16 protein-coding genes and 1 tRNA gene are annotated in these 22936 nt (G+C 71.3%); 6 read left to right on the forward strand and 11 right to left on the reverse strand.

Annotated features, from left to right (window positions below; translation table 11 throughout):
• Window positions 1–54 precede the first annotated feature (54 nt).
• From ACFO6V_RS24900 to ACFO6V_RS24945, 10 genes are all read right to left on the reverse strand, one after another.
• Entirely contained in the window at window positions 55–858 is an 804-nt protein-coding gene (locus tag ACFO6V_RS24900; protein WP_377140856.1) for a serine hydrolase, read from the reverse strand.
• 29 nt (window positions 859–887) lie between these two features.
• The gene (locus tag ACFO6V_RS24905; RefSeq protein WP_377140859.1) at window positions 888–1601 is read right to left on the reverse strand and encodes a type 1 glutamine amidotransferase; all 714 of its coding nucleotides are present in this window, start codon (window positions 1599–1601) and stop codon (window positions 888–890) included.
• Complete coding sequence (locus ACFO6V_RS24910; RefSeq protein WP_377140861.1) at window positions 1598–2731, reverse strand: ABC transporter ATP-binding protein; 1134 nt, start codon at window positions 2729–2731, stop codon at window positions 1598–1600. Before ACFO6V_RS24910 ends, ACFO6V_RS24905 begins: the two co-directional genes overlap by 4 nt.
• Complete coding sequence (locus ACFO6V_RS24915) at window positions 2724–3803, reverse strand: ABC transporter ATP-binding protein (RefSeq protein WP_377140864.1); 1080 nt, start codon at window positions 3801–3803, stop codon at window positions 2724–2726. The genes ACFO6V_RS24910 and ACFO6V_RS24915 overlap by 8 nt, the downstream gene beginning before the upstream one ends.
• Window positions 3800–4687 (reverse strand): ABC transporter permease, encoded by an 888-nt coding sequence (locus ACFO6V_RS24920; protein WP_377140866.1) that lies wholly within the window; start codon window positions 4685–4687, stop codon window positions 3800–3802. The genes ACFO6V_RS24915 and ACFO6V_RS24920 overlap by 4 nt, the downstream gene beginning before the upstream one ends.
• Window positions 4680–5684, reverse strand: a complete 1005-nt coding sequence (locus ACFO6V_RS24925) for an ABC transporter permease (protein ID WP_377140869.1) — start codon at window positions 5682–5684, stop codon at window positions 4680–4682. The genes ACFO6V_RS24920 and ACFO6V_RS24925 overlap by 8 nt, the downstream gene beginning before the upstream one ends.
• A 98-nt stretch (window positions 5685–5782) precedes the next feature.
• Window positions 5783–7378 carry a peptide ABC transporter substrate-binding protein gene (locus tag ACFO6V_RS24930; RefSeq protein ID WP_377140872.1) on the reverse strand — a complete coding sequence of 532 codons (1596 nt, stop codon included), beginning with the start codon at window positions 7376–7378 and terminating at the stop codon, window positions 5783–5785.
• Between the two features lie 298 nt (window positions 7379–7676).
• A complete protein-coding gene (locus tag ACFO6V_RS24935) occupies window positions 7677–11792 on the reverse strand; it encodes an endo-1,4-beta-xylanase (RefSeq protein WP_377140875.1) in 4116 nt (1371 codons plus the stop codon).
• 248 nt (window positions 11793–12040) lie between these two features.
• Entirely contained in the window at window positions 12041–12718 is a 678-nt protein-coding gene (locus ACFO6V_RS24940; RefSeq protein ID WP_377140878.1) for an ABC transporter ATP-binding protein, read from the reverse strand.
• Window positions 12719–12749: 31 nt separating this feature from the next.
• Window positions 12750–14255, reverse strand: a complete 1506-nt coding sequence (locus ACFO6V_RS24945) for an ABC transporter permease (protein ID WP_377140881.1) — start codon at window positions 14253–14255, stop codon at window positions 12750–12752.
• 334 nt (window positions 14256–14589) lie between these two features.
• On the opposite strand from ACFO6V_RS24945, the gene eno reads away from it, so the two are divergent.
• The 6 genes from eno to ACFO6V_RS24975 all read left to right on the forward strand — a co-directional run bounded on the left by eno (window position 14590) and on the right by ACFO6V_RS24975 (window position 20513).
• Window positions 14590–15870, forward strand: a complete 1281-nt coding sequence (eno, locus tag ACFO6V_RS24950; RefSeq protein WP_377140884.1) for a phosphopyruvate hydratase — start codon at window positions 14590–14592, stop codon at window positions 15868–15870.
• Between the two features lie 184 nt (window positions 15871–16054).
• Complete coding sequence (locus tag ACFO6V_RS24955) at window positions 16055–16945, forward strand: septum formation initiator family protein (protein ID WP_377140887.1); 891 nt, start codon at window positions 16055–16057, stop codon at window positions 16943–16945.
• An 83-nt stretch (window positions 16946–17028) separates the two neighbouring features.
• Window positions 17029–17529 (forward strand): DUF501 domain-containing protein, encoded by a 501-nt coding sequence (locus ACFO6V_RS24960; protein WP_377140890.1) that lies wholly within the window; start codon window positions 17029–17031, stop codon window positions 17527–17529.
• An 83-nt stretch (window positions 17530–17612) separates the two neighbouring features.
• The gene (locus tag ACFO6V_RS24965; RefSeq protein WP_377140893.1) at window positions 17613–18563 is read left to right on the forward strand and encodes a Ppx/GppA phosphatase family protein; all 951 of its coding nucleotides are present in this window, start codon (window positions 17613–17615) and stop codon (window positions 18561–18563) included.
• A 247-nt stretch (window positions 18564–18810) separates the two neighbouring features.
• A complete protein-coding gene (locus tag ACFO6V_RS24970) occupies window positions 18811–20268 on the forward strand; it encodes an NAD(P)/FAD-dependent oxidoreductase (RefSeq protein WP_116676833.1) in 1458 nt (485 codons plus the stop codon).
• 171 nt (window positions 20269–20439) lie between these two features.
• Window positions 20440–20513: transfer RNA gene (locus ACFO6V_RS24975), tRNA-Leu, on the forward strand.
• 104 nt (window positions 20514–20617) lie between these two features.
• Here the strand turns inward: ACFO6V_RS24975 and ACFO6V_RS24980 are convergent.
• The gene (locus ACFO6V_RS24980; protein ID WP_377140896.1) at window positions 20618–22858 is read right to left on the reverse strand and encodes an excinuclease ABC subunit UvrA; all 2241 of its coding nucleotides are present in this window, start codon (window positions 22856–22858) and stop codon (window positions 20618–20620) included.
• Window positions 22859–22936: the final 78 nt, after the last annotated feature.

A 22936-nucleotide genomic window follows, 5' to 3' on the forward strand; every position in this document is an offset into this window, starting at 1 on the left:
CTACCTCGCTGACTCACATGCCGCGAAGTAGAGCGTGTGTCCGGGACACACGCTCTACTTCGGCGAAGAGTTGGTGAGAGAGAGTGCCAGGGCGCCCAGGGACTTGAGGGTCTCCTCGGCCGCCTGCTCGTCGTAGCCGCGCGTGCACACCGCGATCACCAGGGCGTCCGGACCCGGCGCGCCCACGAACGCGACGTCGTGCCGGATGCCGTCCACCCAGCCGGACTTCGAGCCGAACGGGACGCCATGCGGTACGGCCGCGGTGAGCTGGCGGTCGGTCTGGCGGCCGAGCATCTCGCACATCCACGCGGTCCGTTCCGGGCCGGCCAGCCTGCCCGTGACCAGGGCGGACATGAGGAGGCACAGGTCGGCCGCCGTCGTGCGGTGCGAAGCGCCCGCCTGTTCCGCGGCCAGGTCGGAGTACTTGCGGCCGAAGACCGAGCCGGCGGCACCGGCGTCGGCCAGGACCTTGTTCACGGCGGGCAGGCCCACCCGCTCGGCCACGATGTTGGTCGCCTCGTTGGACGAGACCACGATCATGCGTTCGACGACGTCGCCCAGCGGCATCGGGGTGCCGTCCGGCGGCAGGCCGCTGTCGACGTCGTCGGGCTCGATCGTGTACTCGCCCGCGCCGGGCACCTGGGAGGTGAACGTGCGGGTCGCGGTGCAGGTCTCGGTCAGGCTCGCCGTCCCCGCGTCGAGCGCGCGGGCCGCCGCGACCAGTACCGCGAGCTTCACCGTCGAGGCGGCGTAGAAGTCCAGCCGGTCCTGCCGCGCGGCCAGGACCTCGCCCGACGCGCGGGCGATCCGGTAGGCCACCACCGGCACCCCGTCGCTGTGCGTCCCTGTCGACACCATCCGGTCCAGTCCTCTCGTCGATCCTCGCCCTATGTCGCGGTCTGGTGGACGACGTCGGTCCACCCCCGGATCAGCGCCCGCGACTGCGCCTCGTTCTCCGCCGCGTGGACCATTGCCGCCGCAGCCAGCGCCGCCCGGTCGATGCCCTGCTCCGAGAGCGCGGCCTCGTCCCACGCCGCCACCCGCTCCGGCCGCGCCTCGGGGTGGAACTGCAGCCCCCAGGCGCGTTCCCCCACGCGGAAGGCCTGGATCGGGCACTCCCCGCTGGAGACCAGGAGCGTCGCCGACGGCGGCAGCGCGGTCACCGAGTCCTCGTGGTTCTCGATCATCCACAGGGGTTCGTCGGGAATGCCCGGCAGATCGCCGAAGAGCGGGTCGGCGGCGGCGGCGGGCAGCACCGTCAGCGCGCACATCCCGCGCTCCGTCTCACCTGACTGCGCGGTCACGCCGCCTCCCGTGACGTGCGCCAGCAACTGGCCGCCCAGGCACAGGCCGAGCAGCGGCAACCCGGCGTCCAGCGCCTCCGTGGTCAGCCGCCGCTCGCGCGCCAGGAACGGGTGGTGCAGGTCGTCGTCCGGCATGAAGCCACCGCCCAGCAGGACCAGGCCCGCGAACCCGTCGAGATTCTCGGGAAGCTCGGCGCCGGGAATCAGGACGGGTTCGAGGCCGGCTTCGGGAAGCCACTGTTCGAGCCGGCCCATCAGGCTGGTGGGCGAGTTCAGGACAACCAGGACACGCGTCATGCCTCGACCCTAGGCGCCACCAGTTCTCGCGCGAAGTGACAGGCCGCCACGTGGGAACCAGCGTCGGAGCCCGTGCCGTCGCGGACGACGAGAGCGGGCCGTTCGGTCTCGCACACCGCCGGGATGAGCCGCAGGCCGGTCTCGGGGCGGTCGGCCGACGGAGCCGTGCGCGCCTCGGGCAGGGTGGGCGCGAGCCAGCAACGCGTGTGGAACGGGCAGCCGGACGGCGGGTCCACGGGGGAGGGTGGGTCGCCCTCGAGGACTATGGCGCCGCCGCCGACGGTGACCGATCCGCTGGGCGAGGGCTCGGCCAGCGAAGGCGCTGCCAGCCGGATCGACGGGTCCGGCACGGGCACCGCCGACAGCAGGGCCTGGGTGTACGGGTGCTGCGCGCCGTCGTACACCTCGGACTCAGGGCCTTGTTCGACGATGCGCCCCAGGTACATCACCGCGACGTCGTGGGCGATGTGCCGCACCACTCCGAGGTCGTGCGCCACGAACAGGTACGACAGGCCGAGCTCCGCCTGGAGGTCCTCCAGCAGGTTGATGACCTGACCCTGCACCGACACGTCGAGGGCGGAGACCGGCTCGTCGCACACCAGGATCTTGGGCCGCAGCGCGAGCGCGCGGGCGATGCCGACCCGCTGCCGCTGGCCACCGGAGAACTGGTGCGGGTACCGGCTCGTGTGGTCGGGATCCAGGCCGACGAGCTCCAGCAGCTCGCCCACCGCGGTCCGCCGTCCGCCCGCCGGGTCGATGCCGTGGATGGCGAACGGCTCGCCCACGATCTCGCCCACCGACATCCGCGGGTTCAGCGACGTGTAGGGGTCCTGGAACACCATCTGCACGTCGCGGCGCAGCTGCTTGCGGCCCGCCCGGGACAGGCGCGAGACGTCCACGCCGTCCACGAGCACCGCGCCCGACGTCGGCTTCTCGATGCCGACCAGCACGCGCGCGAGCGTCGACTTGCCCGAACCGGACTCGCCCACCAGGCCGAGGGTCCTGCCACCGTCCAGGCTGAGCGAGACGCCGTCGACCGCCTTGACGGCGCCGGTCGATCGCCGCAGCAGGCCGGTGCGCACGGGGTAGTGCTTGACGAGGTCACGCACCTCGAGCACGGGATCAGTCATCGCTGCCTCCTTCGACGGCGGACGGCGCGGGCTGGGTCTCGACAGGCTCGGCCGCCGGGACATCGGGCCGTGGCTCCCGGCCCGCCATGATGTCCGGGGCGAAGTGGCACGCGGATGCCCGGCCCTCGGCCGGGACGGCCAGCGGAGGCACCTCCGTGCGGCAGATGTCGCGGACGGCGTCGCAGCGCGGGTGGAACGGGCAGCCCGAGGGCATGGCGGCCGGGCTCGGCGGCCGACCAGGGATGACGGGCAGGCGGCCGGTGCCGGACGCCGACGGGATCGAGCGCAGCAGCGCTCGCGTGTACGGGTGCGCGGGGGCCCGGTAGACGGGCACTACCGGTGCCTGCTCGACGGCGCGGCCCGCGTACATCACGGTGACGTCGTCGGCCACGCCGGCCACGACGCCCAGGTCGTGCGTGATGAGCACGAGGCCCATCTGCCGCTCCGCCTGGATCTCCGCGAGCAGCCGCAGCACCTGCGCCTGGACGGTGACGTCGAGGGCGGTGGTGGGCTCGTCGGCGATGAGCACGTCGGGGTCCAGCGCCAGCGCCGACGCGATCATGACGCGCTGCCGCATGCCGCCGGAGAACTGGTGGGGGTACTCCTTGACGCGGGCCTTCGCGTTCGGCACCTTGACCAGGTCGAGCAGCTCGACGGCCCGCTTGCGGGCGTCACCCCGGGACATCCCGCGCCGCGCCCGCAGCGCCTCCGTGAGCTGGTAGCCGACGGTGTGCACGGGGTTGAGCGCGGCCAGCGCGTCCTGGAACACCATCGCCACCTGGTCGCCGCAGCGCGCGCGGTGCTCCTTGCGGCTCAGGGTGAGCAGGTCGGTGCCCGCGAGGCGGACGCTGCCGCCCGCGACCCGCGCCGTCTCCGGGAGCAGGCCCAGCACGGCCAGCGACGACACCGACTTGCCCGAGCCGGACTCGCCGACGATGGCGAGCGTGCGGCCGGCCTCCACCCGGTAGGACAGGCCGTCGACGGCGCGCACGACACCGTCGGACGTCCGGAACTCGACGGCGAGGTCGGTGACCTCGAGGAGCGGCGTGCCCGCGTTCGTCGCGGCGCTCATGCCGCCAGCCTCGGGTCGAGGGCGTCGCGCAAGGCGTCGCCGAGCACCACCAGGGACAGGACGGCGGCGATCAGGCAGACCAGTGGGGCGATCAGGATGTGCGGCGCCCCGCCGAGCACCCACTCGGAGCCCTGCGAGATCTGGATGCCCCAGCTCGTCGCGGGCGGCCGCACCCCGATACCCAGGAACGACAGCACGGCCTCCGTGCCGATGACCGCCGCGATCGAGGTCGGCACGAGGGCAGTGACCGGCCCGACCGCGTTGGGCAGGACGTGCCGGAACATGATGCGCAGGTCCGAGGCGCCCAGCGAGCGGGCGGCCGTCACGTAGTCCAGGTTCTTCGCCTCCAGGACGCTGGCGCGGACGTACCGGGCGTAGCCCATCCAGTTGAACAGGATGAGCACGACGGCGGGCAGCAGGATCACGTCGAACGTGCCCGCGCCCAGGTCCACGTTCTTGAACAGTGAGAGCAGAAGCAGCGCCGCCAGCAGCAGCGGGACCACGAGGAACACCTCGATGGTGCGCGAGATGAGGTAGTCCGCCCAGCCCAGGTAGTAGCCGGCGAGCAGGCCGAGCGTGACGCCGATGAGCAGCGAGGCACCCACCACGACGAACGCGAGCAGCAGGGAGGGTCGCACCCCGGCCACCATGGTGGCCAGCACGTCGCAGCCGAGCGCGTCGGTGCCGAGCGGATGCGCCGCGCCCCAGCCCTGCGGGTCGAGCCGCGCCTCGCGGATGGCGCAGGACCGCGGGCTCGTCGCCGTGAACAGCCGCGGGAACGCGGCCATGACCGCGAAGAACAGGACGATGAGGGCCGCGACGATCACGTCCGGGCGGCGGCGGAGCGTGCGCCACGCGGCGGAGAGGAGGCCGACGTCATTCATAACGGATCCTCGGGTCGAGTAGGGCATAGACGATGTCGACGACGATCATCACCAGGACGGTCACGACGGTCAGCAGGGTCACGACGGCGATGACGAGTGCGACGTCGTCGTCCCGCACCGCCTGCCACAGCACACCGCCGATGCCGTAGATGTTCATGATTCCCTCGGTGATGACGGCGCCGCCGAGCCCCTCGACGAAGGCCAGGCCGATCGCGGTGACCACCGGCACCGAGGAGTTGCGCACCACGTGGTGCAGGACGACGCGCCGCTCGCCGAGTCCCTTCGAGCGCGCCGTGCGTACGTGGTCGCCCTGGTAGGACTCGAGCTGGCTGGCGCGGACGAGCCGGATGAACGCGGCGGAGCCGGCCAGGCCCAGCAGGATGCCGGGGACGACGATCGTGGCCCACGGGTGGCTGGGGTCGAAGGACGGCTTGAACCAGTAGGGCGGCCACGAGTTCTCGCCGAACGTCTGCTCGGACCAGCGGTTCAGCGGCACGGCAACGACATATCGGTAGACGACGAGCAGTACGAAGACCGGGAACGCGTCGATGAGGACCGAGCTGAGCCGGATCCCGTGATCACCGAAGGAGCCCCGCCACCGCGCGGCAGCCGACCCGAGCAGCATGCCGAGGGCGAGCCACGTGACCAGCACGACGCTGAACAGCCGCAGCGTGTTGGGTGCGGCGGCGGCGACGATGTCGGTGACCTCGCGGCCGCGCAGGTTGGTGCCGAGGTCGCCGCGCGCGTACTGGCCGAGGCGTTCGACGAACGGGCCGAGGCAGGGGTTGCCGACCTGGTCGAAGCACGGGTCGTCGAGGTTGAACCGCCGCTCGACGGAGGCGATCTGCGCCGGCGACGCGGCCCGGTCGCCGAAGAACGCCTGCGCCGGGGTGCCGTTGAGCTGGATGGCGACGGTCGTGAGCAGGTGCAGCACGAACATCACGAGCAGCAGCGTGCCAACCGCCTGGGCCAGACGCCGCGCGATGTAGCGGCCCATACGTCCTGGAGTTCCTTGCCTCGGGGGGAGCGGGCCCCGGGCGGCGCGTGGAGCGAGCGTCGCTGCTCGCCCCAGCACCACCCGGGGGTGGGTGCGTACTACTCGGTGATCTCGATGTCGCGCAGGACCGGCGCACCCGAGAACGGGTTGAGGATCACGTTGCCGAGCCGCTCGCTGTAGTAGGTGGCGCTGAAGCTCCACCGGAACGGGATGGTCGGGAACTCCTCTGCGAGGATCGCCTCGGCCTCCTGGTAGAGCGCCACGGACTCGTCGAGCGACGGCGCCGCCGCGGCCTCGTCCAGCTTGTCCTCGAACTCCTCGCTGTACCAGCCCCAGTGCCCCGCGCCGGGCTCGCCGGACGCGTAGAAGCTGAGGTAGTTCTCGTTCAGCGGGTAGTCCGGGAACCAGTTGTTCCGGAACATGCCGTCGAAGCCCTGGTCGGCGCGGAGGGTGAAGTAGTCGTCGCTCGAGACGATGTCGAGCTCGTAGGGGATGCCCAGCACCTCCTCGATCGAGTTGCCGATGGCGGTGAAGTACTCCACCTCGGCGTCGTCGTCGCCCAGGCTGATCTGCAGCGTCTCGCCATCGGGCCAGCCGCCGGCCGCCTCCAGCGCCGCCTTGGCCGCCTCGGGGTCGTAGACGCACCACTCGCACGTGCCCGCCTCGCCACCGGGGACGCCGCCCGGGACAACCCAGGAGTCGGCGGGGGTCGCCTGGCCGCTGCCCAGCGAGGAGATGATGCCCTCACGGTCGATCGCCATCGAGATCGCCTTGCGGAACTCCTTGTCGTTCCACGGGCCCTCGGTGTAGCCGGAGAAGCCGAGGAACGTCAGGGCCGATCCCGGGCGCTCGACGTAGCGCTCGGAGAGCTCGGGGTCGCTCTGCGCGGCCTCGACCTCCGCCGTGGGCGGGAAGGACAGGTCGATGTCGCCGGTCTGGAAGTCCGCCCAGCTCGCGGTCTCGCCCTCCGAGTACTCGGTCCAGTGGATCGCGTCGTAGCTCGGGGCCTCGTCCAGCGGGTAGTCGGCCCACCGCTCGGCGGTCAGCTCCTGGCCCTGCTGCCAGCCGGTGACCTGGAACGGGCCGTTGCCGATGGGCTGCGTGGCGCACGCCTCGACGTCGTCCAGGCACTCCTGGGCGACCGGGAAGAAGCCCGTGTAGCCGAGCATCGTCGCGAAGCCCGCGAACGGCGAGTTGAGCGTGACCTCGAGCGTCAGGTCGTCGACGACCTCGACCCCGGACAGCTCGTCCGCCGCGCCCTCCGCGATGATCTCGCCCGCGTCGTCCGTCTCGGGCTGCATCTCGTCGTAGCCCTTGATGATGCCGAAGAAGTAGTTGGAGTACAGGCCGTTGTCGCCGTCAGCCGTGTAGTTCCAGGAACGGGCGAACGCCTCGGCGTCGACGGGCTCACCGTTCTGGAAGGTCAGGTCCGGCTTGATCGTGATGGTCCAGACCGTGTTGTCGTCGTTCGGCTCGATCGACTCGGCCACGTAGTTGTACGGCTCGGTGGTCTCCGGGTCGTACCGGACCAGACCGTCGTAGACGGTGTCGAGAACGCTGATGTTGTCGTAGGACCCCGCGTCGCCCGGGAAGAGGGTCTCCATGTCCTGGCTGAGCCAGGTCTCGAGCGTGAGCGGCCCGGCGCTGTCCGGCTCGGTGTCGTCCGGGGTGCACCCGGCGACGGTCAGAGCCACGGCGGCACACGCGGCAACTGTGGCGAGTGGTGCCTTCCTCTTCCGTGCTGCTCGTGCTTGCCTCACTTCTTGCCTCCCCTGTTCGGCTCCCCGGTCGGAGGTCGGGGAGGTTTGGACCATATCGCCACAGGAGGCCGGTCGCTTGGAAATTCGTGTAAACCGGCTGTAACGATTCGTCAGGACCCCTTCCCAGCGTTCGCGGGACGAACGAGGCGCGCGAAGTGCGCGGGCCGGAGCCGTTTCCGCCACGCGGGTGCGTGGCGGAAACAACTCCGGCCGGCAGCTCAGTGCAGGACCGTCAGCGCCGTACTCGCACCGCCTCGCTCGTCGCCGAGGCCGTCGTGCCGTCCTCGGCCCGGGCCGTCACCTCGACGGACAGCTCGTGCCCGACGTCCCAGGGCTTGACCTTGTACCTCTGGTCGTCACCGGACGACTTGCTGCCGCCCCGGATCGGCTCGCCGTCACGGAGCCAGCGGTAGGTGAACGTCGCCTCCTGCGACCACGTGCCGGGGTCGGCGGTGAGGGTCTTTCCCTTGGCCGGCCTGCCCTTGACCACGGGCGGCGTGAGGCTGACCAGCCCGGGGTCGGCCACGAGCTGTCCCACGCCCCAGCGGGCCGTGGACTGGTAGCCGGCCCCGGTCGGGTCGGCCCAGTTGCGGACGGCGGTCCGTGCGCCGTCGGCCGCGTCGTTGACCTGGAAGTCCAGGCCGTGGAACGTGCCCGGCCCGCCGTAGGACAGCAGGTCGATCGCCGCCTCGACCCGGTACCCGCCGTCGGTCAGGGTGGTGGCGCTCGTCAGGCGGGCGCGCTGCGCCGCCTCATCACCCGTCCCGAACGACACCGCGTTCTGTGCCGAGACGCGGATCTGCGTGTCGTCGGCCCGGTACCCGCCGTTCTTCGCGTTGCCGCCGTCCACGTAGATCTCCACGGAGTCCTGGATCCACGGGTCGGAGCCGGAGACGTCGACCACCGGGTCGGCGACGTCGGCCAGGACGAACAGCGTGCTCCCGCGCCACAGCGTGCGGACGGTCGCGACCGCTCCGCCCGAACCCTCCACCTCCTTGGTCGTCGTCACCGTGCCTGCGGTGGCCCACACGTCGTCCAGCTCGCCGTCGATCTCCGGCGCCGTCGTCGCCTCCGCGACCTCCAGGTACGACAGCTCCTCGAGCAGCGTCAGGGTGCCCAGCGCACCCGGCGTGTTCCACGTCGCGGTCTCGTCGCCGCTGGTCACGCGGGCATCGAACGCCGCGGTCGTGCCCTCCTCGAAGGCAGCGGGCAGGTGCACGACGACGTCGTAGCCACCCTCCCGCTCGGTCGCGACCGCGTCCGCGCCCTCGGCCCCGCCGGTCACGGACCCGTCCCGGGCGACCACGTACTCCGCGTCGCCGAGCGCCAGCGTGACCGCGTCGCCGGCCGCCGCTCCGGCGTCGTCCACCGAGACGAACGCCGTCAGGTGGTCGGCCGCCCAGCGCAGCTGGAAGGCGGCCTCGCCGCCGTCCGGCGCGTCGAACGTGTGCAGCGGCAGCCGGTCCCACACCGGGGAGGCGGTCGCCGAGGAGTCCAGCGGCACGTCACCCGCGAACACGTTCGCCGTGCGCAGCCGGGCCGGCAGCTCGGCGCCCACCGCGCCGTAGTAGGCGGGCTTCGCCTGGTACCGGTCGTCGAAGATCAGCGGCGCGCCGCTGTCGACCCGCCACGACCGGCCGTCGGTCAGGCCCCACGCCGTCACGCAGAACAGGTCGTCCGCGTGCGCGCGGAACGCCTCGAACGCGTCCCGGAAGTAGTACCCCTGGTCGATCAGCCGGGCCTGGCTCACCGGAGTTCCCGTCGTGACGTCGAACTCCGTGACCGCCTGCGTGACCGGCAGGTCCTCGAACCGCGCGAGCGCACCCTCCAGCGCGCTGACCGGCATGGCGAGCGACACGTGGAACTGGTGCCCCACGCCGTCCACCGGCACCCCGCGCGCCAGCAGTCGCTCCACCAGGGCGAGGTAGCGGTCCTGCTTGCCGCCCTGCTCGGTGTTGTAGTCGTTGATGAACAGGGTCACGGGCCGTGCGGTGTCCTCCGCCGCGTACGTCTCGTTGAACGCCTCGTCCGCGTACCGGAACGCGAGGTCGATGAACTCCTCGCCCAGCACCCGGAACCACTCGCTGCGCCGCAGCCCGTCCGGGTTCTCCGCGCCGTCGGACACGACCTCGTTGACCACGTCGAACGCGACCAGCGGGTTGGTGTCCGAGCCGAACGGCCCGTATTCGGTGCTGAGGTTCTCCGCGACGTCGAAGATGTGGGTGCGCAGGCGCTCGCGGAGGACCGCCTGGCCTTCCGCGGTGGCCGGGAGCGGCTCGCCGGCGTCGTCCTGGAAGAACCACTCGGGGGTCTGGCCGTGCCACACCAGCACGTGGCCGTAGACCCGCACGTCGTTGGCCTGGGCGAAGTCCATGAGCGCAGTGGCCTCGGGATGACGGCGGAACGTGCGCTCGTCGTCGTACCAGGCCTCGGGCTTCATGTGGTTCTCGGGAGTGATCTGACCGAAGTGGCGGTTCAGTAGCTGGGCGGCCGCGCCAGACGTCTCGCGGCTGTCGATGGCGACGCCCATCGGGAAGTCGACGGTCTCCTTGATGCCGGTCAGGTCCTCGATCAGCGGCGGCTCCGGCACGGAGACGACGATGTCGTCGATCAACCAGTCGCTCGTGTTGCCCCCGTTGTAGGCGGTCTCGAAGTAGAGCAGGGCGTCGTCGTGGTCCGGCACCGTGAAGGTGGCGGTCACCTGGGTCCAGCCGGCGCTCGTGATGCCGCTGAACTGGCCGAGCGTCGAGAAGGTCTGGGCGCCGTCCGTGGTGGTCGCCAGGCTCAGCCAGATGTCGCCGGGGGTCTGGCCCTCGGCGAAGCGGACCCAGGCCGAGGCGTCGTAGGTGACGCCCGCCCGGAGCACGCCGGTGACGTCCCGGGCGATCCCGTCGCCCGTGGCGTCCCGGCCGGTCAGTGCGGCGGACCGGGTGGAGTCGTGGGCGTCCGAGTCGGTGACCGCGAGCGTGAAGTCCGAGGTCTCGGTGCCCTCGCGCGGCACCCAGCCGCCGAGCGTGCCGTCCTCGAAGTCGGTGCTGATCACCGGGCCCGACGCCGGGGGAGTGCCCTGCGGGAACGTGAAGCTCCAGCCGTCGGCCAGCCGTTCGGTGACGACGGTCCGGACCGCGGCGAGAGTGCCCGACCGGTCGCCGCCGCCGTCGTGCGCCAGGACGAGCTCGCCCGGGACCATCGCGGTGCGGAGGTTGGCGGTCAGGGTCTCGACGTCCTGGGTCTCCCAGTCGGCGATCGTGTTGCGCACGGCGAGCGGCTGCATCCCCAGCTCGACGGCGACGCCGGGCGTCACGCCCCACGACCCGTTCGGCGCGCGCCAGAACGGGATCTTCTGGTTCGGGTTGCCGAGCGCGTCGCGGATGATCCCCAGGTTCTCGACGAGGTCCGCGCGCACCTGCTCCTCGGTCCAGGAGCCCATGTCGGCGTAGCCCGTCGAGTGGTTGCACAGCACGTGGCCGTCGGCGACGATCCGGCGCAGGATCGCGGCCCCGCCGTCAGCCTGGATGTTCTGCCCGATGACGCAGAACACGGCCTTGATCTCGTGCTCCGCGAGGAAGTCGAGCAGGGCGGGTGTGGTGCCGGGGTTCGGGCCGTCGTCGAAGGTCAGGGCGGACACGTTGCCGCTGCCCTCCGCCGCGTACGCGGGGGTGGGGACGGGGTTGATCGCCCCGCCGGGGACGACGTCGCCCGGCGGGACCGTGTCGGAGGTGGTCACCATGATGTCGTCCACGAGGATCGTGTAGGGAGCGGCTTGGTCGGTGCTGCCGAGGTAGGCCTGCAGCTCGGCCGGGTCGCCGTCGGCCGTCCAGGTGCCGGTGACGGTGGTCCAGTCGGTGCCGATGGTCGTGTTGCCGATCCAGCTGTAGGACGGCTTCATGACGAACCGGACATCGGCGCTGGTGGGGCCGGTGGGTTCGGCGGGTTCGGCCACGCGGGCGCGCATGCTGAACGTGTAGGTCGAGCCGGCGTGGAAGATGCCGGTGGGGGACTGGATGCCCTCGTAGTCCGCTGCCCGGGTGATGGCGAGCACGCTGCCCGCGCCGTCGGGGTCCGCGACGATCTCGAGGCCCGCGCCGCCGCTGGGCGTCCAGGCACCGGTGGTGCCGTCCTCGAAGTCGACGGCGGTGACGACGGTGTCGGCTGTGGCCGCGGTGGCCGTGCTGCCGGCGGTGGCGACCGGTGCGTTGACCAGCGCGCCGGAGAGGACGAGGGCCGCGAGGCCCGTGCTGGTTCCCGCTCGTGTTAAACGATTTCTGAGCGACGAACGGGATCCGCCCGTCGGACGGGGTCTGTGTGCCGGTCGGGGCTCATGGGTGAAACGATTTCGAAGAGGCATTCGGCGCTCCCTTGCGCGTGTCTTCAGGTGCGGGGCGGACGCCGGAGCGACGGTGCAGCGGCGTACGTAAGGGCAGAGTAGCCAGCGGGAGCGGTGCCGTCGAGAGGCTGGGCCGCGCGCTGTTCCCCGCCCCCTCTCGTGGGCTCCCGCGCCGGCCCAGCGATCGGGCCCGGAAACCGTACGTTTCTGGGCCCGATCACTGGGCTGTGGCCGAACTGCGGAGCGCGGAGCGCCGCGGCCCCGGCGGGCTACGCCGCCGGCAGCTCCTTCAGGGCTCCCTTCGCGATGCGCAGCCGCCGCGGCGTCCGGCGCGCGACCACCGAGTCGTGCGTGACCAGCACGATCGTCAGCCCCTGGTCCTTCCACAGCCCCTCGATGAGGTCCACGATCTCGTCGCGCGTCTCCTCGTCGAGGTTGCCCGTGGGCTCGTCGGCCAGCAGCACCTTCGGGTTCTTCACCAGCGCCCGCGCGATCGCGACGCGCTGCTGCTGCCCGCCCGAGAGCTCGCCCGGCAGGTGGTCGCCGCGGTCGCCGAGGCCCACGGACTCCAGCGCGGCCAGCGCGCGCGCCGTCCGGCTCTGCCGCGCGACCTTTGCCGGCACGAGCGCCGTCTCCACGTTCTCCAGCGCGGTGAGCGTGGGGATGAGGTTGAAGTTCTGGAACACGAAGCCGATGGTCTCGGCCCGCGCGGCCGTGAGCTGCGCGTCGGTCATGCCCGCGAGGTCCTTGCCGTCCAGCTTGACCGTGCCGGACGTCGGCCGGTCCAGCCCGCCGAGCATCTGCAGCAGGGTGGACTTGCCGCCGCCCGTCGGGCCCTGGACGGCCACGAGCTCGCCGTCGCCGATGGTCACCGACACGTTCTTGAGCGCGCGCACCTGGCGCTTGCCCTGGCGGTACGTCTTGGTCAGGTCGTCGATCTGATACATGGACTTGCCCTTTCTGAGCGCTGGGAGGGGACTAAGCGAGGGACCGGAGGGCTTCGGCGGGGCGCAGCTTCGCCGCGCGCTGACCGCCGACGACGCCCGCGAGCAGCCCGCCCAGCACCGCGAGACCGACCGCTGCCAGGACTATCCACAGGCTCACGGGCGCCTGGAGCACGATGTCGACGGCGTTGCCCGCGGCCCCGGCGAAGGCGTCGGAGCGTTCACCGAACGCGCCGCCCCCACCGCCGTCGGGCGCGCTGTCGCCGCCCTGCGGGCCGCCGCCCGCCGGCATCAGCCCGCCGGGCCCGCCCATGGTGAGGCCGCCCGACGCCCCGCTGAGCGTGATGCCCGCGAGGTTCACCGCCCACACGGCCAGCGCGCCGAGTGCGAGGCCCACCGCGCCGCCGATGAGGCCCTGCACGACGGACTCGCCGGCCACCTGCCCCACCACCCGGTTCCGGCTCCAGCCGATCGCCTTGAGGGTGCCCAGCTCGCGCGTCCGGCGGTTCACGCCCGAGACGGTGAACAGGATCGCGAGGCCGAACGCCGCCGCGAGCACGATCACGCTCAGCCAGGTGCCCAGCGTGCCGATCAGGTTGGACGCCGTCGAGAGGGAGCCGGTCACGCCCTCCGCGAGGTCGGACTGGGTGCTCACCGACGCGTCGGGCAGCTCGCTCTCGATGGCGGCGGCGACGGCGTCCACGTTCTCGGCCGAGTCGACCTGCACGTAGACGTCGGTGACCTGGTCGGCGAGGTCCGCGAGGGTCTGGGCAGTGGCGAGCGGGAGGTAGGCGTCGGACGCCGTCGCGACGCCGTCACCCGTCGTGGACGTGACGGTGCCCACGATCTCCAGGTCCTTGCCGCCCACCGTGATCGTGTCGCCGACGGCGAGCTCCTCCTGCTCGGCGTAGGTGGCGTCCAGGACGGCCACGTTCTCGTCGTCCGCCTCCAGCGTCCGGCCGTCGGCCACCTCTGCGGTGGTCAGCGGGCCGACGGCGGTGGCGTCGGGGTCCACGCCCGTGACCGTGAACTGGTCGATCTCGAACGACGAGCCGCCTGTCGAGCCCTCACCGCTGCCGTCCGCACCCATCTGCATCCGGACTGGGCCGTCGGCAGGGTCTGGCATCTCGCCGGAGAACGACATGTTCTGCAGGTTGAGCGTCGCGGCGACGCCGGACACGTGGTCCAGGCGGGTGACGGTCTCCAGGGCGGTGGCATCGAAGGGTGTCGACCCCATCGCGGCGGTGAGGCGGTCCTGCGAGAGGTTGCGTGTGCCCTCCTCGGTCGTCTCTCCTTCCTCCTCGCCGAAGTCGAAGCGGCCGGGGCCGCCGCCCTCACCCCGCTCGGCGGCCTGGGTGACGGCGATGTCGGTGCCGACTCCGTAGACGGACTCGAGCACCTCGGACTGGGCGTTCCTGACGCCTGTCGATACCGCGTTGACGACGATGACGAGCGCGATCGCTACCGCGAGACCGATTGCTACGACGACGGTCTGCTTGCGTCGGTTGCGCAGCTCTCTGCGCAGATAGGTGAAGAACATGGGCTCCTGCCTGGGGTCGGGAGGGGACGTGCGGAAAGTTGGTGTCCGCGCGGACCGCCTTGCGGGCTGTAGCGCTGCGCTCTGGGGTACGGGGCGAGCGGGCGGAGCGGTTCGCGCCGCAGGACGGTCTGCGCCGGACGTCCGGAACGCTAGGCGGGCTCGCTGTGGTGGCCCTGTCGCGGACCTGTGGTGACCCTGTGAACCGCGGGCGCACGGCGCGGCGACCGGGTTCGCCGTTCGGGCGCGAGCGAGCCGTGGACGGTTCCGCGCAGCGTCGCCGGACGTCCTACGCTGAGGTCGTAACCATCGAGCAACATCCTTAGAAGGAGATTCCGTGGCTAGCATCGAAGCCGTTGGAGCACGCGAGATCCTCGACTCGCGCGGCAACCCCACCGTGGAGGTGGAGCTCGTCCTGGACGACGGCACCTTCGCCCGTGCGGCGGTCCCGTCCGGCGCATCGACCGGCGCGTTCGAGGCCGTCGAGCTGCGTGACGGCGACAAGGGCCGTTACCTGGGCAAGGGCGTCGAGAAGGCCGTCGCGGCCGTCAACGACGTGATCGCCCCCGAGCTCATCGGGTACGACGCCGACGAGCAGCGCATCATCGACCAGGCTCTCCTCGACCTGGACGGCACGCCGAACAAGGGCAAGCTGGGCGCGAACGCCATCCTCGGTGTGTCGCTCGCCGTCGCGAAGGCCGCCGCCAAGAGCTCGGGCCTGGACCTGTTCCGCTACGTGGGCGGCCCGAACGCGCACGTCCTGCCCGTGCCGATGATGAACATCCTCAACGGCGGGTCGCACGCCGACTCGAACGTGGACGTCCAGGAGTTCATGGTCGCCCCGATCGGCGCCCCGACGTTCCGCGAGGCGCTGCGCACCGGCACCGAGGTGTACCACTCCCTCAAGTCCGTGCTGAAGGAGAAGGGCCTGGCCACCGGGCTGGGCGACGAGGGCGGCTTCGCGCCGAACCTCGGCAGCAACCGTGAGGCGCTCGACCTGATCCTCGTCGCCATCGAGCGCGCGGGCCTCACCCCGGGCAAGGACGTCGCGCTCGCGCTCGACGTCGCCGCCACGGAGTTCTTCTCCGACGGCGTGTACGCGTTCGAGGGCGGCAAGAAGACGTCGGACGAGATGATCGCGTACTACGAGCAGCTGGTGGCTGACTACCCGCTGGTCTCGATCGAGGACCCGCTGTCCGAGGACGAGTGGGACGCCTGGGCCGGGCTCATGGGGAAGGTCGGCGACAAGGTGCAGATCGTCGGCGACGACCTGTTCGTCACCAACCCCGAGCGCCTCGCCCGCGGCATCGCCGAGAAGTCGGCCAACTCGCTGCTGGTCAAGCTCAACCAGATCGGCTCGCTCACCGAGACGCTCGACGCCGTGGAGCTGGCCCAGCGCAACGGCTTCACCACGATGACCTCGCACCGCTCCGGCGAGACCGAGGACACCACCATCGCCGACCTGTCCGTGGCGACCAACGCCGGCCAGATCAAGACCGGTGCCCCGGCACGTGGCGAGCGCATCGCCAAGTACAACCAGCTGCTGCGCATCGAAGAGGCGCTCGACGAGGCCGGCACCTACGCCGGCCGGTCGGCGTTCCCGCGCTTCCAGGGCTGATCTGTTCCGCCTGCGCTGAGCTGTCAGACACCGACGGACGTGTCAGACGCACAGGTCACCCGAGTGACCTGTGCGTCTGACACGTCCGTCGGTGTCTGACAGCTCTTGGGTTCCACAGGGTCGACACACGGCGCGCCGGAGGTAATGCCGGTACAAAGGCCTCGCGAATCGGCACAATCGACCCATGCCTTCCTCACGTCGTCCGGCGCGACCCTCGGGCTCGGCCCGCGGTTCGGGCGCGCGCCCGTCGACCCCGCGTGCGGGAGCGGGTGCATCGGGCGCCAAGAAGGCAACGGGCTCGAAGCCTGCGCCTACGGGCAAGGCTGCCCCCAAGAAGAAGCAGTCCGGTTCGACGGCGAAGGGTTCCGCCGGGGGAGGTTCGGCGGCCTCGTCGCCGGCTTCGTCCGCGAGCAGGGCCACGCCGACCAGGTCGGCGCCCGGCGGGTCAGCCGCGCGCAAGCCCGCCGCGCCGTCGTCGACGAGCCGCCGCACCGCCGCGCCGCGAAGTGCGCCCGCTCGATCTGCCGCGCGCCCGGGCACCGCAGCTCCGAGGGCTGCGCGGCCGGCGTCGGGCGGCGGGGTGAAGCGACCCGCGCAGCCGCGTCGCCGCAGCGCCGTCAACGGCAGCGTCCCGCCGCCGCGCGCCGACCGTAAGCGCGGCAGCTTCGGGCTCGTGCTGCCCGAGGTGCTGACGGTCCGCGCCATGGTGCTGTCCGTGGTGGTGCTCCTCGCGGTGGTGCTGCTGCTGCCGACCGTGCGCGCCGTCGTGACCCAGCAGGCCGAGCTGCGCGAGCTGCGGGCGGAGCTGAACCAGCAGCTGGTGCAGAAGGAGGAGCTCGATACCGAGCTCGCCCGCTGGGACGACCCGTCGTACGTGATCGAGCAGGCACGGTCGCGGCTGCACTTCGTCATGCCGGGGGACAAGGTGTGGCGCCCCCTGGACACCGACTCCGTGCAGCAGGAGGAGCCGCCGCCCGGCGTCGTCGAGCCGTCGCCCGGCGCGTCGGAGGACGCGGACACCCCCTGGTTCACCAGCGTGTGGGACTCCGTGCGGATCGCGGGCGGCGAGGACTAGCGCGCGCGTCCGTCCGATCACGTGCCGCACCACTCCTGGGAACGGTCTCTTGAGGGACACATCTCTTGAGGGACAATGGAGCGGTGAACTCCGTGATCGAGACAGTGTCCGACGACGATCTGCGCGTCCTGGCCGAGCAGCTCGGCCGCGAGCCGCGCGGCGTCGTGGGGATCGCGGCGCGCTGCGTGTGCGGCCGTCCGACCGTGGTGCGCACCGCGCCCCGCCTGCCCGACGGCACCCCGTTCCCGACGGTCTTCTACCTGACCCACCCGGGCGCGACCGCCGCCGCGTCGACGCTCGAGGCGAACGGTGTGATGAGGGAGATGACGGCGCGGCTCGAGCAGGACGAGGAGCTCGCCGCCGCCTACCGGAAGGCGCACGAGCACTACCTCGCCCAGCGTGAGGCGATCGGGCACGTCGAGGAGATCGCCGGCATCTCGGCCGGCGGCATGCCGACGCGCGTCAAGTGCCTGCACGTCCTCTTCGCGCACGCGCTGGCCGCCGGGCCCGGCGTGAACCCGCTGGGCGACGAGGCGCTGGAGCTGGCCAAGGACAGCTGGCGCCCGGACCGCTGCACCTGCTGAGCCTCGTCCACAACCACGTGAGGTTTCTCGCGGAACGCGCGCTCCGGCACCCGTAGGGCGGAGCGGGCTGGAAGAATCTTCGCGTGACTTCCTCTCGTGTGGCCGCGATCGACTGCGGCACCAACTCGATCCGCCTGCTCGTCGCGGACGTCGACGCCGCCGGCAACCTCACCGAGCTCGACCGCCGCATGGAGGTCGTGCGGCTCGGCCAGGGCGTGGACCGCACCGGCGAGCTGGCGCCCGAGGCGCTGGAGCGCACGCTGGCGGCGACCCGGCAGTACGCGGCGGCGATCGAGGCCGCGGGGGTGCGGCGCGTGCGGTTCGTGGCGACGTCGGCCACGCGGGACGCGCGGAACCGTGACGAGTTCTTCGACGGCGTCCGGGCGGCGCTCGGCGTCGACGTCGAGGTCATCACCGGCGCCGAGGAGGCGCAGCTCTCGTTCCGTGGGGCCACCGGGGCGGTCGCCGAGGCGCACGCCGGCCCCTTCCTGGTGGTCGACCTCGGTGGGGGATCCACCGAGCTGGTGCTCGGCACCGGCTCCGTCGACGCGAGCGTCTCGATGGACGTCGGTTCGGTGCGGATGACGGAGCGGCACCTGCACAGCGATCCGCCGTCGTCGGCGGAGATCGCGGCGGCCCGCGCGGACGTGCGGGCCCACCTGGACGACGCCGCACGCGCGGTCCCGCTCGCGAAGACGGCCACCCTGGTCGGGCTGGCCGGTTCGATCACCACGGTGACCGCGCACGCGCTGGGGCTGTCGGAGTACCGGCGCGAGCGGGTGAACCAGGCAGAGCTGCCGGTGCAGGCGGTGCTGGACTCCTGCGCGGCGCTGGTCGAGGCACCGCGCGCCGAGCGCGCGGCGATGGGCTTCCTGCACCCGGGCCGGGTCGACGTCATCGCGGCCGGGGCCCTCGTCTGGTCCGAGGTGATCACCCGCGTGGCCGCCGACGTCGCGGCCGCCGGCGGTTCGCTGACGAGCGTGGTGACGAGCGAGCACGACATCCTCGACGGGATCGCGTTGTCCATGGCGTGAGCCGGAGGTGAAGCGCAGGGCGCGGGCCGAGGAACGAGGCACGCGCCCGAAGCGGAACCGCAGGCTCACGCCATGCCCGCAGGGCGTGACTTCCGTCCGCCGGGAACTTCCGGCGGTGGCGGCCCGTTGTGGGTGCCAGAGGATCGAGGACGTTCCTGCAGCGGCGACGACGGCGTGGGGTGCATCACGCACACGCCGCCCTTTGGCATGTCAATGCGGATGCGTGGCGCGCGGTATCCTGGGAATCATGCCTCAGAACGACCTGACCTCGGTCAGCCATGCTTCCGATGCGGCGAGCACGCCGCGCCCGCGGAAGGTGCCGCGCATCGTGGTGCTCGGCGGCGGGTCCGTCGGCCTCTACGTGGCGCGCCGCCTGCGAAAGAAGCTGAAGAAGCGGGAGGCGGCGATCGTCGTCGTCGACCCGCGGCCGTACATGACGTACGCGCCCTTCCTGCCCGAGGCGGCCGCTGGGTCGATCGACGCCCGCGACGTCGTAGCACCGCACCGCAAGGCCCTCAAGGGCATCGACGTGCTGCAGGGCAAGGTCACCACGATCGAGCACGGGCGCAAGGCCGTGAAGATCCAGCCCGAGTCGGGCGACGAGTACGAGGTGACCTACGACCAGCTCGTCGTCGGCCTCGGCTCGGTGTCGCGCACGCTGCCCATCCCGGGGCTCGCGGAGTCGGCCATCGGCTTCAAGAACGTCGAAGAGGCCATCGCGGTCCGTAACCACGTGATCAACCGGATGGACGTCGCGTCCTCCACGTGGGACGCCGACCTGCGCAAGCGCATGCTGACGTTCACCTTCGTCGGTGGCGGGTTCGCCGGCATCGAGGCCCTCGCCGAGATCGAGGACATGGCGCGTTACGCGACGCGGCAGTACCAGACGATCGAGGCGTCCGACCTGCGGTTCGTCATGATCGAGGGCGCCGGGCGCATCCTGCCCGAGGTCACGGAGCCGATGGGCGAGTACGCCCTCGCCGAGCTGAAGAAGCGCGGCATCGAGTTCCACCTCAACACCTTCCTCTCGTCCTGCGTGGACGGGCACGTCGTCACGTCGACGGGCGTCGAGTTCGACACCGAGACCATCGTGTGGACCGCGGGCGTCAAGGCGAACCCGGTCATCAAGGAGGCGTCCGACCTCCCGTTCGACAAGATGGGCCGCGTCACCGTGCTGCCCACGCTGCAGGTCGCGACCGAGGACGGCGAGATCGTCGAGGGTGCCTGGGCCGCGGGCGACTGCGCCGCGGTGCCCGACGTGAACAACCCGGGCAAGTTCTGCCCGCCGAACGCGCAGCACGCGATCCGCGAGGCCGTGCGCCTGGCCGACAACATCGTGGCGCTCTACAAGGAGAAGCCCGCCGTCGACTACGACCACAAGAACCTGGGCGTCGTCGCATCGCTGGGCCTGTACAAGGGTGTCGCCGAGCTGTTCGGCTTCATCAAGCTGCGCGGCTTCCTGGCCTGGGTGGCGCACCGTGGCTACCACGTGATGGCGATGCCGACCGGCAACCGCAAGGTCCGGATCCTGATCGGCTGGATCGGCCAGTTCCTCATGGGCCGCGAGCTGGTCTCGCTGGGCTCGCTGCACGACCCGCGTCAGGAGTTCCGCAACGCGTCGGTGCCGCCCAAGCCGGCGGGCGAGAAGGTCGAGCAGAAGGCGGAGTCGTCCGCCGAGCGCGCCGAGTCGGGCGCCAAGTCCTGACTCCGGCCTTTGCGTGAGTTGTCAGACCTTCGCGGACGTGTCAGACCGACAGGTCACCCGAGTGACCTGTCGGTCTGACAACACGCAGGTGGTCTGACACGTCAGCGAGGTTCTGACAGCCTGACGGCGAGGGTCCCTTCGCTGGCCGTCGCTCGGTAGTCTCTGGGGTGCGCCCCCATAGCCCAACTGGCAGAGGCAGCCGGCTTAAACCCGGCACAGTCCCGGTTCGAATCCGGGTGGGGGCACGTAGCGCTCGCATGACCGGCCGGCCGGCGGCCGGCCCGGGTAGCCTCGGTGATGGGCTCGGGTGCAGCCGACCAGGTGACGGGCTCCGCGAGGAGGCGGTCGGTCAGGCGATGAGCTCCGCGAGATGGCGGCCGGTCAGTGACGCCTCCTCGCGGGCCAGGTCGGCGGGCGTGCCCTCGAAGACGACTCGGCCGCCGTCGTGCCCGCCGCCGGGACCCATGTCGATCACCCAGTCGGCGCGCGCGACGACCGACAGGTTGTGCTCCACGACGATGACCGACCGGCCGGAGTCCACCAGACGGTCGAGCAGGCCGGCCAGGTTGTCGACGTCCTGCATGTGCAGGCCGGCGGTGGGCTCGTCGAGGACGAACGCCGGGGTGTCGCCGCCCATCTCGATAGCGAGCTTGAGCCGCTGCCGCTCGCCGCCGGACAGGGTGTTGAGGTGCTGGCCGAGGGAGATGTAGTGCAGCCCGACGTCGGACAGGCGGGAGAGCATCGGCACGATCGCCTTCTCCGTGAAGAAGCCCAGCGCCTCCTCGACGGACATGGCGAGCACGTCGGCGATGTTCTTGCCGCGCAGGGTGTAGCCGAGGACCTCGTCGGTGAACCGTTTGCCGCCGCACGCCTCGCACGGGCTCGCGACACCCGCCATGAAGGCGAGGTCGGTGTAGATCAGGCCGACTCCCTTGCACACAGGGCACGCGCCGGCCGAGTTCGCGCTGAAGAGCGCAGGCTTGACGCCGTTCGCGCGGGCGTACTGCTTGCGGATGGGCTCGAGGATCCCGGTGTACGTGGCGGGGTTCGACCGCCGCGAACCGCGGATGACCGACTGGTCCACGAACGTCACGCCGTCGCGCGGCAGGCAGCCGTGGATGAGGGAGCTCTTGCCCGACCCGGCCACGCCGGTCACCGCCACGAGCACGCCGAGCGGGACGTCGACCGTGACGTCCTGCAGGTTGTGCAGGGTCGCGTGCTCGATCCGGAGGAAGCCGGTGGGGGTGCGCGGCGTCTGCTTGACCGTGACGGCCTGGTCCAGGTGCTTGCCCGTCGCGGTCCCGGAGTTGCGCAACCCCGCGATGTCGCCCTCATAGACGACGGTGCCGCCGTGCGTGCCGGCGCCTGGGCCCATGTCGACGAGATGGTCGGCCGCGGCCATGACCTCGGGCTTGTGCTCGACGACGAGCACCGTGTTGCCCTTGTCCCGCAGCCGCTGGAGCAGCGCGTTCATCTGCCGTACGTCGTGCGGGTGGAGGCCGATCGTCGGCTCGTCGAACACGTAGGTCATGTCCGTCAGGGCTGAACCCATGTGCCGCACCATCTTGGTGCGCTGGGCCTCTCCGCCGGACAGCGACGACGATTCCCGGTCCAGCGACAGGTACCCCAGCCCGATCTGCTCGAACGTGGCGAGCAGGTCGCCGAGGCCGTCGAGGATGGGCTGGACCTGCGGGTCGGTGAGGTCGCGCACGAGCTCGGCGAGGTCGGTGAGCTGCATGGCAGCCGCTTCGCCGATGTGCTTGCCCTTCACCAGCGACGACCGAGCCCGGTCGTTGAGCCGGGTGCCGCCGCACGCCGGGCAGGCGGTGAACGTGGCGAGCCGGTCGACGGCGGCGCGCATGGCGCCCTTCATCGACTCGACGTCCTTGACGAGGTAGAGGCGCGTGATCTTGGGGACCAGCGACTCGTAGGTGACGTTGATGCCGCCCGCGACGATCTTCCGCTCGGCGCCGTACATCAGGTCGTGCCACTCGGTCTCGCTGTAGTCCGCCAGCGGCTTGTCGACGTCGAACAGGCCCGAGTCGGCGTAGACCTTCCAGTACCAGCTGCCGACCCCGAAGTTCGGGAACGTGATGGCGCCCTCGTTCAGCGACTTGCTGCGGTCCACGAGGGCCTCGGTGTCGATGGCCGAGACGCGGCCCAGGCCCTCGCACTCGGCGCACATGCCCTGCGGGTCGTTGAAGGAGAAGAGGTTGGACCCGCCGATGTACGGCTGGCCCAGACGCGACCAGATGACGCGCAGCATCGTGTAGGCGTCGGTGGCCGTGCCGACGGTCGAGCGCGCGTTCGCGCCCATGGGCTCCTGGTCCACGACGATCGCCGCGGAGAGGTTGGACAGGGTGTCGACGTCGGGCCGCGGCCGGGACGGCATGAAGCCCTGGAGGAACGCCGAGTACGTCTCGTCGATCAGACGCCGCGACTCGGCGGCGACAGTGCCGAACACGAGCGAGCTCTTACCCGAGCCGGAGACCCCCGTGAAGACGGTGAGCTTTCGCTTGGGGATGTCGATGGAGACTCCCCGCAGGTTGTTCTCGCGAGCCCCGCGCACCTCGATAGATCCGAACACCACTGTCCTTTCCTGGTCGGTGGTCCCATCGTGCCAGCAGGCACTGACACTCACCCTGACTGCGCAGGCGGGCGTTTCGGC

The organism is Promicromonospora alba (assembly GCF_042654905.1).
Taxonomy (GTDB): Bacteria; Actinomycetota; Actinomycetes; order Actinomycetales; family Cellulomonadaceae; genus Promicromonospora; species Promicromonospora alba.

Bases quoted from the DNA above. Each gene is read 5' to 3' on its own strand.
- ACFO6V_RS24910 (WP_377140861.1), bottom strand. From the start codon at position 2,731: ATGACTGATCCCGTGCTCGAGGTGCGTGACCTCGTCAAGCACTACCCC.
- ACFO6V_RS24935 (WP_377140875.1), bottom strand. From the start codon at position 11,792: ATGCCTCTTCGAAATCGTTTCACCCATGAGCCCCGACCGGCACACAGA.
- ACFO6V_RS24900 (WP_377140856.1), bottom strand. From the start codon at position 858: ATGGTGTCGACAGGGACGCACAGCGACGGGGTGCCGGTGGTGGCCTAC.
- ACFO6V_RS24945 (WP_377140881.1), bottom strand. From the start codon at position 14,255: ATGTTCTTCACCTATCTGCGCAGAGAGCTGCGCAACCGACGCAAGCAG.
- ACFO6V_RS24925 (WP_377140869.1), bottom strand. From the start codon at position 5,684: ATGGGCCGCTACATCGCGCGGCGTCTGGCCCAGGCGGTTGGCACGCTG.
- ACFO6V_RS24970 (WP_116676833.1), top strand. From the start codon at position 18,811: ATGCCTCAGAACGACCTGACCTCGGTCAGCCATGCTTCCGATGCGGCG.
- ACFO6V_RS24955 (WP_377140887.1), top strand. From the start codon at position 16,055: ATGCCTTCCTCACGTCGTCCGGCGCGACCCTCGGGCTCGGCCCGCGGT.
- ACFO6V_RS24915 (WP_377140864.1), bottom strand. From the start codon at position 3,803: ATGAGCGCCGCGACGAACGCGGGCACGCCGCTCCTCGAGGTCACCGAC.
- ACFO6V_RS24905 (WP_377140859.1), bottom strand. From the start codon at position 1,601: ATGACGCGTGTCCTGGTTGTCCTGAACTCGCCCACCAGCCTGATGGGC.
- ACFO6V_RS24940 (WP_377140878.1), bottom strand. From the start codon at position 12,718: ATGTATCAGATCGACGACCTGACCAAGACGTACCGCCAGGGCAAGCGC.
- ACFO6V_RS24920 (WP_377140866.1), bottom strand. From the start codon at position 4,687: ATGAATGACGTCGGCCTCCTCTCCGCCGCGTGGCGCACGCTCCGCCGC.